The sequence below is a fragment of the Paeniglutamicibacter sp. NPDC012692 genome (assembly GCF_042901625.1).
In the GTDB taxonomy this organism is placed as follows: domain Bacteria; phylum Actinomycetota; class Actinomycetes; order Actinomycetales; family Micrococcaceae; genus Paeniglutamicibacter.
On sequence record NZ_JBIBDE010000001.1, the window covers coordinates 81,608 to 97,184 of the forward strand.

Below are 15,577 nucleotides of genomic sequence, written 5' to 3' on the forward strand. Positions count from 1 at the left end.
CGGTTGGTCCCCGACCTTCATACCGCGCTCGCGGCCTTGCGCGGTGACAATGCACAAACTGTTAGTGCCCGCCAAAGTGACATGGAACTGCCCTGTTCATTGCCCGCGTAGATTGCGGATCTGGCTTTGGGGCCGGGCAAAATTCTTCCGCCGTTCCTGCTGCCCCGGAATTCCCGGATCCAAAGTGGGGATGGCGGCATCCGAGTCTGGAGTTGCGAGTTGGCTCGACTTCCGGAAGCGCTCAGCGCCGCAGATCCTCCTCTGGTGGAATATATGTCGTGGCGCGCCTGACGACGCCGGTGCCTGCCGCGAGATCCTTGCAATCGCCCCAAGCGCGTGGGCGCGTATCAGTGTTCCCCCTGCCAGTAACTGAAATGCAATTTGACTAGTGGATCAACGCCAGACGCTAGTCGGAGACCTGCTCTGGACCCGAACGGGGAACGGCGCCGGAATGAGCGTGTATCGTACGCCGCTGAGGCGCATCCTGTATCGGGGCTCCGCCATCCTGCATACGGCGCACCGGTGCCACTGATGGACGCTACGTCATCGTAGTCCTTGCCAGTGCCCTCACACCGGTTTCTGGATGTCCGACACCGTGTCCGGGACGGATACGAGGAGTGAATCGACGTTACGAAAGCCAATCACCTGCGGAGCCTGCCAGTCGATGCCTTCCACGAGATTCGAGCTCGGGTGGAACCGTGCTGCTCTGGCGGCTAAGAAAATTATCTGGATTCAGTTGACTGCCTTACATAACGGTCATGAGCCGGGTAGCGAAAATTCGGAGTTGACGGCCCTTCGTTGTGACCGGCAGGAATCTATGCCATTACCCACCTTGCCGGCCTCCACAATTGTGTCGGAGGACGGGTCGAGCATCCATCTATGGGAGGTACGAGGAGTTGCTGGACAAGGTCCGAAATCGGGCAGTGGCAACCTCCTGAGGGCTGCTTCTGACGGGACCAGCGGTCTTCGGATCCAACAAGGCGGGCCAGCGGGAACCGAGCTGAACCAGTGGGGAAGATCATTTCGCCATGTCCACGGAAATGGGGGCAACCGCGCGCCCACGAACACTTCGCAAGGGTACCCAGCTCCGGGCCTTATGAAGGATTCCGGGCGGGAGACCTCCCAAGCTAGAAACACGCTCGGATAAGCGCAGGCGGTGCTAGAAAGTGCGGTCGCGAAATCCGGGAAAGGCGAGGTCCCTTCGGGTTCCAGCCAGGTCGAAGTATCCTGTTGGATCAACTCGACCGCCGTCCGGCCCTCAGATTGATGCTTCGGGTGGGCTAATATTGATTGCTGGTGGTGTGCGATATCGGGCGTGCCGTTTTCCGAATCAGCAAGTGCAATTCAAGGAGCAGGCTAAGGTTTGATCGTCAAAATAAAGGACCTAAAGCGAATCCTTCGTCGTCTTGAATCAAAAATCCGCCGTGCTCTCTCAAACGCTTCCGCGGCTGGCGCCACCCTCTTGAGGGGACAGCCCGCAAATGTGATCGGCTTGGTTTATCCAGACGGGAAATCGGTCAACGTACTGGTTGAAAAGGGGGAGAACTTCAGGCCCCTTGACCTGGTCGCCGTCGGGCTTTCGCCCACCTCTTTTGTGCTCCGACTGGAAGCGGTTGCTGAAACAAGCACCTGGATTCAGTTCTACGGCAAGATCCCCGAGGGAACGGAAGAGTTCGAGCTCAAGGCCAGACGCGGCCGAGGGCATGTTCCGGTGACAGACGGCACCGCCGGCGCGCTGGGCCCGGGGCATCTCCGCGGCTACCGTTCGTGGAAGCGGGGAGCGCATTGGCTAGCGGAGTTCCGTAGTCGAAAAGTTATTTTTGAATTGAAACCAGACGTAAATCAGGTTTCAATTATTGGCATTTCGACAGAACTTGGTCAAATTTCATTGAAATTGGGATATTCGGCCGCACAAGAGACGCCGTTGTCAAATATTACTCTTCGCGCAAGAAAACATGGCAAAAGGATTGTGCTGCCCGTCCGCAGCGATGCAGGTCAAGGACTATGCATCATTGACGGGGCCTCGGTAGCTGAGTCCGTCCGTGGTTTTCCGGTTGGCAAGTACGCGTGGGATCTCTATGCCAACGGTGAGAGGCTGCAGATCGGGCAAACCGATATCGTGAACCCCCGAGCCGCCTACAGGTTCGGCTGGATTATTGCACCTTCAGGTACTCATTGCGTCAAGCTTCGCCCGTACTGGACGTTGGACGGGAAACTGTCCCTTGAGATGAAGCTAACAGCAGACCTCCCCGCGTTGAGTATCCAGTAACTTAGAAATGAAACAAATGAAAATCTCTTTCTTTTTGACTACCGTTGACAGTGCCGCAGGTACCGAACGCGCGATCATCAGCCAGGCCAACAGCCTCGTCGAATCGGGTGCTCAGGTAGACATACACAGCGTGTATCGAACTACAGGTGCGCCAGGTTTCCCGCTCAATGAGAACGTAGCCGTACGGTACTGGATCGACGGTGAATCGCTGAGGGATATCAGCGGTTCTGGGGTTGCAGCTGAAACGGCGGAATACGCCACCAAGCCGTCTCGCCTGATTCCACGCGAGTGGGACGACCAATTTAGTTTGCTCACTGATGTGGTTGCGGGTCGGATCATTCCAACCATTGACTCGGACATCATCGTCACGACAACACCTGCGCTGGGTTTGCTGGCGGGAAGCCTTGCTAAGCAAAAGACGGTTGTAGTAGCCCAAGAACACCGCGCAACCATGCGCAGGGGGCAGGGGTTCACCCCCCTTGAACGAGCCGCGGCTCATATCGACTGCATCGTTTCGCTGACCGACGCCAGCAAAGAATGGCTAACGGAGAAAGTGGCCAATTCCGGGGTTCGGCTTGAGACGATTCCGAACTTTCTGCCCGACATTTTCCGGCCACAAAGTACAACTGATGAGAAGGTTGTTTTTGCTGCCGGACGGTTCGCCGGGGGCAAGCAGTTTTCACATCTAATAGATGCATTTAGCAGAATCAGCGATCGACACCCCGACTGGATCCTGAGAATTTATGGTCAGGGGCCACTCGAAGATGCTCTGAAGAACCAAGCGGTACGGCTAAATATCGCGCACGCCGTTCAGATCATGGCACCCGTAAAGAATCTCGAGCTCGAATGGCCAAAAGGAAGTATCTTGGCACTCACCTCGCGTTCGGAAGGGTTGCCCCTGGTCATTATGGAAGCTGCGGGAGCCGGAATACCAACGGTTTCGTACGATTGCCTGACGGGACCGGCCGAACTAATCGATGACGGCAAGTCGGGTATCTTGGTACCGCCAAATGATGTTGCATCCTTAGCTTTGGCTTTGGACAAGTTGATGAGTGACGCCCCGCTGCGCTTCGAAATGGGGCAAGCAGCGAAAGCTGCAATTGGTAATTACTCGCCTTCGAGGATTGGGGCTCTGTGGAACCGCCTCTATTCGGAACTGATGGACGAGGCCAACCGGTTGCCAGTTCGTGCTGAGCGCAACGCAGAGAGGTTCGCGAATGCGCTGAAAACGGAGCAGGAGAGTACAAAGGTCGAATCATCGGGCGAACTACCTGTAGTCAAGTCACCGAGCAAGACCGCACCCCCCAAGATTCTTCACCTTTCGGAGCTCGGATACGGCGAGATTCTCCGCAAGAACCGCAGCCTTCTTGGCCAAATCTTGAAGGCTGCGAACGCTAGGTCTCGTTCGGTTGAAGGCAGCGATGCCAATCGCCACGTTGTTGCCGTGCCCGAGGACGATCGACTTGCAGTGATTGATCAATTGGGTCAAGTATCTGACCCTGCAATCGCTGTTGAACTCTTCATGGATTCAACTCGCCTTACTTCCGGAGCCTGGCACCCGGCCGAGGAGCCGGTTCCAGCCGCACTTGGCGAGGCAAACGTAGTCCGCGTTTACGGACGCTATACGGATGCACATGCCTTGGTGCACGTCGGTGCGGAGTCCTCAGTCGATATCGAATTTTGGACTCGCGACGTGGAAACCGGTCACTACATTGCGCCTCGGCACAATCGCGTTGTCGATTCAATGGAACAAGCCGACTTTGGGGCCCAAGGCCAAGATGGAGCGGCCATCGAGAATGTTTGGTCGAGCATCGATTTTCCAATTGACGTCGTCTACACGTGGGTGGATGGCAATGACGCTTCCTGGATGGAAAAGAAGGCTTCGTACCTGCCTGACAGCAATGAAGCACACGACCAAGCAACCAGCGCTGCTCGTTTTACGAATCGCGATGAACTCCGCTACTCCATTCGCAGCGTGCGGCGGTTTGCGCCATGGGTGCGAAACATCTTCCTGGTGACCGATGATCAAGTTCCCGCTTGGCTCGCCGCCGAGTCCGATATCAAAGTTGTTTCGCACAGCGAGATTTTCCCGGACAAGTCCTGCCTGCCAACTTTCAATAGCCACGCAATCGAAACGGCGCTGCACCGGATCCCAGGTCTTGCCGAGCATTTTCTCTACCTCAATGACGACACCGTCATGCTGCGTCTTCAGTCCCCGGAAACGTACTTCACGCCGAACGGGTTGGCAAAGTTCTTCCCTTCGCCGGTGAAGATAAACTACCTTTCCGGCCAAGACGAACCACACATTGCCGCGGCCAAGAACAACCGGGCCATCATTCGTGAACGGTTCGGTGTGGAAATTTCGCAGTCGATGCTGCACACCCCCCACCCGCACAGGAAATCGGTGCTGGCTCAAATTGAACAAGAGCAGCGGGATGCTATCGAAGCAACCCGAAGCCACAGATTCAGGCATGCTGAGGATGTATCCTTCCTTTCGTCGCTCGGCCAGTACTACGGATTCTGCCTCGAAAAGTACGTTCAAGGATCAATTCGATACACGTACGTTGGACTGGGGCGTCCAGGAACTGCAGCGCAGTTGGCGGCTCTGGTGACGTCGGCGCGCCTCGACGTTGCAACGTTCGGAGAATCCAATAGTGGCTACGAAAATCCTGAGGCAACGGATCGCCAGATCCGGCAGTTCTTCGAAACCAAGTTTTCGATGCCTTCGCATGACGAATCGGTCGATCTGGCACAGGACAGCTAGAACACCAATCACCACACTCATAACCATGATTGGCCCAATTGGCCAGTGGAAATCTAGTTAGGAAAGTTCTTGAGCCTTCGAAGTTCAGCATTCAAAATAAAAGAGCGCGTCACTCGGGCTGCTACCTCCCATATGATTGCGAGCCGTCCTGGCGCTGCTTCCGACGGGTTCGTCAAGGCCGGCACGCGGATCAGCCCGGTCCTCGCACGTTCGAGTAATTCCTTGCGTTTGCCTGATCTGCGCGAAGATTCGGCCACTGCAGTGGCCGCGATCTTGGATGCCGTGAACATCGAATACTGGTCGATTGACGGGGAAAGCAACGCGGCTACGACTTACGGTGTCTCTTCCAGCGACGCCGGACGCCTTGTTGCGGCTCTTTCACGGGCTGACTCGCTTCAGCATTGGTACTCCAAGCGGATCGCTCCCAACGGCAATACGCTGGCGGCGGTTTACAGGGTTGGTGACGGCAAGATGAGCGCATCGTGGGCAGGCATAAGCCTCTACGAGGTTGTCGTCCACGAGAAGAGCCGCTCATTCGGCTCGGGCGCACGCCAAGGCGTCCGAATCTTGTTTTGGGATCGGGATGCGGAGAACAAGCGAGTGGTCTCCCGGGTATGGAACGGACGCGTCGCTGAGCTCCCCGACCCGAAGATCAGTCGTGAGAAATTCGAGACCGCCCTGCAGGCAGCCAATCGTCCCCTTGCCGACCAAGTGGATTTCCCTATCGACGCCGTCTACACGTGGGTCGATGGAACGGATGAAGACTGGCAGCGGCTTAAGGCTGCGGCTCAGAACGGTCAGGCGGGGGAGTCCCTCATCCAGGATGCGTTGGCGGAAGCGCGCTTTGCCGACCATGACGAGTTGAGGTACAGCCTGCGGTCCATCGAGCAGTACGCACCGTGGATTCGAAAGATCTGGATCGTGACCAACGGACAGGTACCGGCCTGGCTGGACACCGAGAACCCCAAGATCCAGGTGGTCTCGCACGAAGAGATTTGGCCTACTCCCGAGGGCCTGCCAAACTTCAACTCGCACGCGATCGAGGCTTGCTTGCACCGAATCGACGGTCTGGCGGAGCACTACCTCTACTTCAATGACGACATGATCCTGGGACGGCCAGTGAGCCCTAGCCGCTTCTTCCACGGGAACGGCGTCAGCAAGTACTTCTACTCGCGAGCGCTGGTAGATTTTTGCGATATCAGTGAGGAAGACAATGCCTCGACGATCGCAGCAAAGAATGCCCGCGAGGCCATGAAGCTGCAGGGCGCCAGTACCGCTTCGCGAAAGTTCTTCCATACGCCGTCACCGTTGCGACGCAGCGTGACCGAGCGGCTTGAGGTGGCCTACCCGGAGCTGTTTGCCGTTACCAGGCGCGCGCAATTCCGCGAACAAACGGATATTGCCGTGGCGGGCTCCTTCTACTTCAATGTTGCAGGCGCCATGGGAGCGGCAGTGCCGGCCCGTATCGGTTACGACTACATCGACCCGGCAATCGAGGACGGGCGCCAGCGGATGCTTCGGGTCATCGCGAAGCACGACAAAGACACGATCTGCGTCAATGACGGTTCGACCGAGGAAACGGACGAGCAGCGAATCGAAACCGACGCCTTTATTCGACGGAGCCTGGAAGAGTTCCTGCCGGTGGCTTCGAGGTTTGAAAAAACAAGCTAGTGGCCCGCGGACCTTGCCGAAGCGGTTTGGAGAGCTGTCTCACGTGAGGCGCTGTCGTTTCGGTTTGGTCTGCTTGGGCCTGTCGGGTTAAGATGTAATGTCCGTCTATGTTCTACAGGAGTCATTATCAGCGAAAAGCGTTCAGATCGTTCGTCGTCACACGACATCGATCGCAGTTCGCCCTTGGTTTTTCTAACCAAGGATCTCGGGCGTAGCCCGGGAAACATGACGACCCTTGAAGAGGTGGTCGTTGCACCCGCGGAAGTGGGTGTTGCACTCATCGGTGTTCGTGAAGGATCAGAAATTGATCTGGATTTGAGATTCGAAGCCGTGCACGAGGGCATTCTGGTGTCCGGTACAGCAACCGTTGAAATCAGCGGTGAATGTGGCCGGTGCTTGGAAGCCATCGCGTATGACTTAGAAGCCGACATACAGGAACTTTTCTACTACGAGGGCTTACACGAGTTCGACGAAGATGAAGAGTTGGACCAGTACCAGGTTGTAGATGATCGTATTGATCTCGAACCTGTGCTCCGGAATGCAGTGGTGACCGCGCTGCCATTCCAACCGGTGTGCCGGGAAGACTGTGCAGGGCTTTGCTCCGAATGTGGAAAAAGCCTGAATGAGGATCCTGCGCATCACCATGAGGTCTTGGATCCTCGTTGGGCAGCGCTTGCCGGGCTGACCGACATCGTCGCAGAGGACGCGACACAGAGTACACATTCAGTCGAGAGAGAAGAGAAGTAGCCGTGGCTGTTCCTAAGAGGAAGATGTCCCGCTCGAATACTCGCGCCCGTCGCGCCCAGTGGAAGGCAACCGCGCCTACCCTGGTGAAGACCGTTGAAAACGGCCGCGTCACCTACAGCCTGCCGCACCAGGCCAAGGTTGTAACGGATTCCGCAGGCACCGAGCTGTTCCTTGAATACAAGGGTCGCAAGGTCGCAGACGCGTAAGTCTGTCTGATGCCTTCAACAGAAGAGCTTTTGAAGCGTCTCGGGGTCAATATTGACCCCGAGACGCTTCGTCTTGCCCTCACACACCGCTCATACGCCTACGAACACGGTGGAATTCCCACCAACGAACGGCTTGAATTTTTGGGTGACTCGGTGCTCGGCTTTGCCGTGACCGACCATCTCTACAACAACTATCCGGATTTGCCCGAGGGCGATCTGGCTAAACGTCGTTCAGCAGTCGTGAGCACCCGCGCCCTCGCCGGCATTGCCCGCTCGCTCGGCGTAGGCGAATTCATCCTGCTTGGACAGGGTGAGAAGCTCACGAATGGCAAGGACAAGTCATCGATCCTTGCCGACACCATGGAATCATTGATTGGTGCGACGTTCCTTAACCATGGCATCGAAGTAGCACGTCAGATGGTCATGCGCCATATCGGCCCGTTGTTGCAGGACGTTGAAGTCCTGGGTGCAGGTACCGACTGGAAAACCGCTATCCAAGAGATTGCTGCTGCCCGGAAGCTTGGTGCAATCGAGTACCGGGTGACCGGTTCCGGACCCGACCATGCACGTTCCTACGTTGCTGTCCTCCACATCGGCGGAAAGCCGTACGGTGAAGGCAAAGGACCCTCCAAGAAGGAAGCCGAGCAGGAATCGGCAGCCATCTCCTGGAAAATGGTTCAGCCAGAAAACAGCAAGGCCAACTAACCATGCCCGAACTGCCTGAAGTCGAGGTGGTTCGGCGTGGTCTGGTCGACTGGGTTGTTGGCCGGAACGTCGAATCGGTACAGGTCCTGGATCGCCGCTCGATTCGACGGCACCACGAAGGCCCGACCGACTTCGAGCAGAAACTGGCCGGCACGGCCATTAGCGCCGCCGTGCGCCGCGGGAAATTCCTATGGATGCTCCTCGATGGTCCGCGCCGGCCGACCGCACTGGTTGGACATCTCGGAATGAGTGGCCAACTGCTGGTGGAAGAAGCCGCCGAGCCGGATGAAAAGCACCTGAAAGTGCGGTTGCAACTCACCCCTGATGCAGCCAAGCCGCGAGAATTACGTTTCATCGACCAAAGAATCTTTGGCGGAATGTTCCTCTCGCCCCTGGTTCCAACAACCGACCACCTGCCTGGCGGTTTGGGATCGGACATTGAATTCATCCCCGAGGCTGCGGCGCACATCGCCCGGGACGTCCTGGACCCGGCATCGACTCCTGAAAGCCTGTACCTGGCCTTGCGTAAGCGCAACACGCAGCTCAAGCGGGCCATCCTTGACCAGGAGGTCATCTCCGGCGTTGGAAACATCTATGCGGATGAGGCGCTCTGGGCTGCCAAACTACACGGCCTGCGCTCAACCGCAACGATTCGGCGCCCGGACGTAGAACGCCTGCACGCGGCCCTCGTGGATGTCATGGGTCGTGCGCTTGACGCTGGGGGAACCAGCTTCGACGCGCTCTACGTCAACGTCAACGGCGCCTCGGGGTACTTTGACCGATCCCTCAACGCCTACGGGCGCGAAGGCGAGTACTGCCACCGTTGCGAAGCAGCGGGGATGCCTACGGTAATTCGTCGCGACCCCTTCATGGGACGGTCGTCATACACCTGCCCCCGCTGCCAACGCAAGCCGCGCTAGGGCAGCTGGTCCGCCCATTCTGAAGGCGGCTAGCGGGATCGAAGCTCGGCAACAACCTGGTCGTTGAACGGAGCCCAGGCTTCAACGGCCCACGGTCCAAAAGACTTGTCGGTCAACGTCACGCACGCCGTTCCCAGTGCGGGATCCACCCAGAGGAACGTTCCAGCCTGCCCGAAATGGCCGAACGTGTCGGGTGAGTTCAGCGAACCCGTCCAGTGCGGCGACTTCTCCGAACGGATTTCGATGCCCAACCCCCATGTGTTGTCCTTTTGCCGGCCATAACCGGGAAGGATTCCGGCCAGCCCCGGATACGCCACGTGGGTGGCTTCAAAGTGGGTTTCCGGGGCCAACAGCGTCGGAGCCAGCAGTTCCGCGGCGAACTTCACCAGGTCCTGCACCGTGGAAACGCCGTCCGCCGCTGCGCTTCCTTCCACGGTGGTCGAGCCCATGCCCAAGGGTTGCAAGACGGCCTCCGTGAGGTACTCCGGGAAGGTCATACCGGTTGCGGCTTCCAGAGTCTCGGCCAGGACGTCAAAACCGACATTCGAATAGAGACGTCTTGCGCCGGGTGCAAACCGAACCGTTTTTTCTGCGAAGTCGTAGCCCGAGGTATGGGCCAAGAGATGCTTGACGGTGGAACCCTCGGGCCCCGCGGGAGTGTCTAGGTCGAAAGCACCTTCCTCGACGGCAACCAAGAAGGCGTAGGCGCTGAGCAGCTTGGTTACGGAGGCAAGGGAATACTTGCGAGCCAGATCGCCGTGGGATCCGAGCAGCGAGCCGTCCTTGGCCACAACCGCCGCCGCGGCATGGGCCGAGGGCCACGAATCTATTGCCTTGAGGCTTTGCATGGAATTGTTTCTCCTAGGATCACACTTAAAAATGCCCGCGTACGGGGTTGCCGCTGCCGGGGGAATGGGCGCTAGTCGATACTATAGAAGCTACCCCCTTAACCACTTTAGCCACCCAGAACGTAGGACTGCCTCACGTGCATTTGAAAACACTCACAGTACGTGGGTTCAAGTCGTTTGCTTCGGCAACGACTTTCGAATTCGAGCCGGGCGTAACGGCTGTGGTTGGACCCAACGGTTCCGGCAAGTCAAACGTTGTGGACGCACTGGCCTGGGTCATGGGGGAGCAGGGAGCCAAGACCCTGCGCGGCGGCAAGATGGAAGACGTGATCTTTGCCGGAACTTCGGGCAGGGCTCCGTTGGGCCGTGCCCACGTATCCCTGACCATCGACAACGGCGATGGTGCGCTGCCCATCGACTATGCCGAAGTCACCATCTCTCGGACTCTCTTCCGCGCCGGCGGCTCGGAATACGCCATCAATGGCAACTCGTGCCGGCTGCTGGACATCCAGGAACTGCTTTCCGATTCCGGGCTCGGACGTGAGATGCACGTGATTGTGGGCCAGGGCCAACTCGACCGGATCCTGCATGCAACTCCCGAAGACCGCCGTGGATTCATCGAAGAGGCCGCGGGCGTGTTGAAGCACAGGCGCCGCAAGGAGAAAACGGTACGGAAACTCGACGCCATGCAGGGCAACCTGAACCGGCTCGAGGACCTCACCTCGGAACTCCGGCGCCAACTAACACCCCTGGGCAAGCAAGCCAAGATCGCCAGGCGTGCACAGACCGTCCAATTCGAGGTCCGCGACGCGAAATCCAGGCTCATGGCCGATGACATGGTGACCTTGCGAGGAGCCCTCGAAAAGGAACTTGCAGATGAGGCAACGCAACGTGCCCGCCAGCAAGACGCGAACCTCCGCTTGGAGCACTTGCGGGCCGAACTGGCGCAACTGGAGGCCGCTGCGTCCCAGGCGACACCCGAGCTCAACAGGGCGCGGGACCTGTGGTTTGGTTTGACATCAATGCGGGAGCGCTTCGGGTCCCTCGGGGCCATTGCGGCAGAGCGTTCACGTCTGTTGAGTTCCGAAACCACCACATTTGATCCCGCCCGAGATCCGGAACGGCTCGAAGCACAGGCCGAACGCCTGGGCGGCGAGCTGGAGGAGCTCGAGGAGAACCTGGAACTGCGGCGTGAACTGCTCGAGGACGCCCTTGAAGCACGGGCCGTCGCGGAGGACGCCGCGAACGCAGAACAACAACGACTGACCCAACAGCTGCGCGCCCTTGCCGACCGTCGAGAAGGACTTGCCCGGTTGGCGGGGCAGGCGGCGGCAGCCCGCAGCCGCGTGGAGGGAACCGAGGGCGAACTGGGGCGGCTCATGGAGTCCCTGGACGGTTGGTCCGCGCGTCGGGAGGCCAGCGCCGCTGACTTTGCGGCACTCGAGCAACAGGCCGCCACGATCCAGGACGGCGAGGAGGACCTGGACACCGCTTACGAGCATGCGGCAGACAGGCACGAATCCCTGGCCGCAAGCATGAACTCCATGCGGATTCGGGAACAAGACCTGGTGACTCGCCTGGGCTCCCTCAAGGGCCGTCTGGAGGCCCTCAAAATGGGCGCCGTGCGCAAGGATGCGTCGGAAGACGTCCTGGCGGCGGAACACGACGGCTTGCTGGGGCGCATGTCCCATTTCTTGGAGGTGGAGGCAGGTTTTGAGGTGGCTGTTTCCGCTGCGCTCGGACCTGCAGCCGAGGCGTTGGCGGTCAGTGAACGCAGCCACTCGCTGGAGATCCTCAAGGGGCTCAGGGATTCCTCGGGCGGCCGCGTGCACCTGGTCACCGCGGGACTCAGCTTCCCCTCCGGGAACAGGAAACCGCCGTTGTATGGCCGAGCCGCGACGAATGTCGTTTCGGCGCCCGAGGCATTGGACGGCACGCTCCAGCACCTTTTGGCCAACACCGTGATAGTTGCAGACCTGGCCGAAGCGCACGAACTCCTGGAAGTCGACCCTGACGTATGCGCAGTGACGCTTGGGGGAGACGTGCTGACCCTCGGTACCGCCAGCGGCGGGACGGGCGCCGCACCCTCGCTGGTCGAGCAGCATGCCGCAATCGCGGAAACCGAAGCAGGCATCCTCGACGCCGAGACCGCACTTGACGCCTTGCGGCTGGAAAGCGCCGAACTGACGGTGAAACTGTTGGAAGCCGAGGAGGCCGCCGAGTTGGCGCTTCACCGCCTGCATGACTCGGATGCAAGGATTTCCGCCGTGGCCGAGCGTCTGGCGCAATTGGGATCGTTCCTCCGGCAGGGACAGGACGAGCGTGAACGCCTTGAGCAGCAGATCGCCGTCGCCCAGGAGAAGCTCGAGGTCGACCGGGAACGGCTGCACGAGCTCAACCGCCGTCTGGCCATGGCGCACGAGGGACCGGACGAACCCGAACCGGAGAACGACCAACGCCCGGAGCTGGCTGCCGCCGCAGCGCAAAGCCGCCAGAAGGAGCTGGACGCACGCTTGGCGTTGCGTAGTGCCGAGGAACGCGCAAACGGGCTGAAGTCCCGGGTCGATTCCTTGCGGCGGGCCGCCGAAACCGAGCGCAAGGCGCGTCTGGAGGTCCGGCACAGGGCTGCGATTCGCAAGAGCCAGGCAAACGCTGCACGCGGGGTCGTAGAGAAGGTCCAGCGCATCGTCTCGTTCCTGGATGTATCCGTGGAACTTGCGGACCGGGAACGCGAACAACTGCAAGCCCGTCGCGAGGAACTCGAATCACGGCTGGGCCTCGTGCGTTCGGGGACCGACAAGCTAGCCCAGGAACTGGCCGAACTCACGAACTCGGTGCACCGGGATGAAATGGCTCGTGCCGAACAACAGCTGCGCATCGAAGCCTTGGACAACCGTTGCATCGAAGAACTGGGAATGACCAGCGAGCACCTGATGGAGAACTTCGGCCCCCATGTGTTGATTCCGCAAGCCGCGGAATCCGGGGACAAATGGGCGGCACTGCACCAGGAAGTCGACGGTCAGGGTGTCCCCGTGCCCGCAGGCATCCCCTTCGACCGGGTGGACCAGGAGAAGCGCCTCAAGCAGGCCGAAAGGGACTTGGCTGCCCTGGGTCGGGTCAATCCGCTGGCGCTCGAGGAATTCGCAGCATTGGAGGAACGCCACAAGTTCCTCACCTCGCAACTTGAAGACCTGAAAAAGAGCCGCAAGGACCTGCAGGACATCATCAAGGACGTGGATGCACGGGTTGAACGGGTGTTCACCGAAGCCTACGAGGACACCGCCGCGCAGTTCGAGCGTGTCTTTGGGCGGCTCTTCCCGGGAGGCGAGGGGCGCCTGGTGCTCACGGACCCGGAAAACATGCTGACCACAGGAATCGAAATCGAGGCCAGGCCGGCCGGAAAGAAGATCAAGCGGCTCTCCCTCTTGTCCGGCGGGGAACGTTCGCTGACGGCCGTTGCCTTGCTGGTTGCCATCTTCAAGGCCCGCCCGTCCCCGTTCTATGTCATGGACGAGGTCGAAGCGGCACTCGACGACACCAACCTGGGCCGGTTGATCACCATTTTCGAAGAGCTGCGCGAGTCCAGCCAGCTGATTGTCATCACCCACCAGAAGCGAACGATGCAGGTAGCTGACGCGCTTTACGGCGTGACGATGCAAGGCGACGGCGTGTCCAAGGTGATCAGCCAGCGCATCGAACGTGATCGTTCGCAGGACCTCTTGCCGCCGGCGGCCTGACAACGTGCCCAGCGGAGTGGAAACGTACAGTGACTTCGGACGTTTCTCACAGACTGCTCAATTAGCGTAGATGCTTGATCTACGTTTGCGCCGACACCCTTGTCTGCGTGTTATTGAATTGGGGATGTTGAGTGGCTGTACGAAAACTGATCGCAAGGGGCAAACGCGCAATGGCTCGTTTGGTTCCGTTCGGTTCGGCGAATCCCAAGGACATCCGCGTCAGTGTGATCATCCCGGTCTACAACACCGAGACCTACCTCCGGGAGTTGCTCGAAAGCCTTGTTGCGCAGGAACTCCCGGCTGAGCAATTTGAGGTCATTGCCGTAAACGACGGATCCACCGATGCCAGCGGTGAAATACTGGACGAGTTTGCCAACCGTTACCCCAACATTCGGGTCGTCCACCAGGAAAATAGCGGTTGGGCCGGCAAACCCCGAAATGTCGCACTCGACTTGGCCCAAGGCGAGTATGTCTTTTTTGCCGACAGCGACGATTTGTTGGCGCCATCGGCATTGCGACGCATGCTGCAGTTCGCTTCCGAACACAGGATTGACGTGGTCTTCCCAAAGGTCGTGGGTATTGGTGGCCGCAGGGTGTCCAAGGGCCTGTTCGCGAAGACCAACCCCGACCTCTCACCGCTGCAGGCCATAAATAGCTTGACGCCGCAAAAATTGATTTCGCGTGAATTGATCGAATCAAACAGGCTTCGCTTTCCGGAAGAGCCGGTCCGTCTTGAAGACGGAATGTTCATGGTTTCCTGCTATCTACTTGCCGATAAAATCGGTGTCGCCGCGGGTCGCGACCACTACAGCTTGAGAGCTCGCGCGGACGGCTCCAACATCAGCAGCCAACCGTTGGATCCCTTTGGCTACACCTCATCAATAACCAAGATTGCCGCGATTATTCGCTCCGAGGCAAAGGATCCGGCGCTGGCCCGGGCCATGACGCTCACACTGTGGTCGAACAAGGGCTTGAAAATCTATGCGCCCGGACGGTTCAAGCGCTATTCGGAAAAGGTGCAGAACGAATGGATGGATGCCCACTCCAAATTCGTGAATGAGTTCATCGAGGACGAATCGACCAGGAACTTCGGCGACATCCGTCATGACAAGACGGAGTGCATTCGCAGAAACGACAGGCAGGGCGTTCTCGCCATCATTGCCGTCGAAGAAGAGCTGGAGAAAGGAATCTCCATCGACAGTGCCCACTATGAAAACGGGGAACTGCAAATTTCGGGCACTCTGCATTCGCCCATCATCGATTCGATTCGCATCTTCGCCGAAAATCGCGGCAGAGGTCCGGAGATCTTGACGGAAGCGACTTTGATCGCCCGAAACGGCAAATTTGATGGCACTCTTTCCGGGATTCCCGAAGGCGACGCAATCGTTGACTTCTTGGTGAAGCCTGCGGCAGGGGAGAACACGGGCCGTCCAAGGCGGGCTGCGAGCGGAGCAAACCCGACCTTTTCCACCAACGGCAAACTCAGGCCATACAGCACCAAGCACGGCAATTTCAGCCTTCAGCCCGTCAAGCAACCACCGATGGCCAACGAGTCATGATGCACCAAACACTTTGGGTGGCTGGTGGGAAAACCCGCGGGCTTTTCAACCAATAGTCCACGGCGATCAACCGTAGCCGCCCCTTGAGGGCGCACCGGGCCCTTGCCGGGAATACGGACGTTCGTCGTGACCGCCCATTTCCGCAGAGCGG

The 15,577-nt window shown here is 58.9% G+C and carries 10 protein-coding genes; 9 read left to right on the forward strand and 1 reads right to left on the reverse strand.

What is annotated here, in order from left to right; all coding sequences use genetic code 11:
- Nucleotides 1-1,363 precede the first annotated feature (1,363 nt).
- From ACFY5D_RS00305 to mutM, 7 genes are all read left to right on the forward strand, one after another.
- Nucleotides 1,364-2,269, forward strand: coding sequence for a hypothetical protein (locus ACFY5D_RS00305; RefSeq protein ID WP_387523425.1), 906 nt, complete (start codon nucleotides 1,364-1,366; stop codon nucleotides 2,267-2,269).
- A 16-nt stretch (nucleotides 2,270-2,285) separates the two neighbouring features.
- Nucleotides 2,286-5,033 (forward strand): stealth conserved region 3 domain-containing protein, encoded by a 2,748-nt coding sequence (locus ACFY5D_RS00310; RefSeq protein WP_387523428.1) that lies wholly within the window; start codon nucleotides 2,286-2,288, stop codon nucleotides 5,031-5,033.
- Between the two features lie 69 nt (nucleotides 5,034-5,102).
- The gene (locus tag ACFY5D_RS00315; RefSeq protein ID WP_387523430.1) at nucleotides 5,103-6,704 is read left to right on the forward strand and encodes a Stealth CR1 domain-containing protein; all 1,602 of its coding nucleotides are present in this window, start codon (nucleotides 5,103-5,105) and stop codon (nucleotides 6,702-6,704) included.
- Nucleotides 6,705-6,929: 225 nt separating this feature from the next.
- Nucleotides 6,930-7,451: a YceD family protein gene (locus tag ACFY5D_RS00320; protein WP_387523432.1), complete on the forward strand. Its 522-nt coding sequence runs from the start codon at nucleotides 6,930-6,932 to the stop codon at nucleotides 7,449-7,451.
- Nucleotides 7,452-7,453: 2 nt separating this feature from the next.
- Nucleotides 7,454-7,657, forward strand: a complete 204-nt coding sequence (gene rpmF, locus ACFY5D_RS00325) for a 50S ribosomal protein L32 (RefSeq protein WP_387523435.1) — start codon at nucleotides 7,454-7,456, stop codon at nucleotides 7,655-7,657.
- A 9-nt stretch (nucleotides 7,658-7,666) separates the two neighbouring features.
- Nucleotides 7,667-8,362, forward strand: a complete 696-nt coding sequence (gene rnc, locus ACFY5D_RS00330) for a ribonuclease III (RefSeq protein ID WP_387523438.1) — start codon at nucleotides 7,667-7,669, stop codon at nucleotides 8,360-8,362.
- A gap of 2 nt (nucleotides 8,363-8,364) precedes the next feature.
- Nucleotides 8,365-9,282, forward strand: coding sequence for a bifunctional DNA-formamidopyrimidine glycosylase/DNA-(apurinic or apyrimidinic site) lyase (gene mutM, locus ACFY5D_RS00335; RefSeq protein WP_387523441.1), 918 nt, complete (start codon nucleotides 8,365-8,367; stop codon nucleotides 9,280-9,282).
- A gap of 29 nt (nucleotides 9,283-9,311) precedes the next feature.
- Here mutM and ACFY5D_RS00340 read toward each other — a convergent pair whose 3' ends face one another.
- Nucleotides 9,312-10,130, reverse strand: a complete 819-nt coding sequence (locus ACFY5D_RS00340; protein WP_387523443.1) for a serine hydrolase domain-containing protein — start codon at nucleotides 10,128-10,130, stop codon at nucleotides 9,312-9,314.
- A gap of 137 nt (nucleotides 10,131-10,267) precedes the next feature.
- Between ACFY5D_RS00340 and smc the strand changes: the two genes are divergently transcribed.
- Together smc and ACFY5D_RS00350 are read left to right on the forward strand one after the other, a co-directional pair.
- Entirely contained in the window at nucleotides 10,268-13,867 is a 3,600-nt protein-coding gene (gene smc / locus ACFY5D_RS00345) for a chromosome segregation protein SMC (RefSeq protein ID WP_387523446.1), read from the forward strand.
- Between the two features lie 170 nt (nucleotides 13,868-14,037).
- On the forward strand, nucleotides 14,038-15,426 hold the full coding sequence (locus tag ACFY5D_RS00350) for a glycosyltransferase family 2 protein (RefSeq protein ID WP_387523449.1): 1,389 nt from the start codon (nucleotides 14,038-14,040) through the stop codon (nucleotides 15,424-15,426).
- The last annotated feature ends 151 nt before the right edge of the window (nucleotides 15,427-15,577 follow it).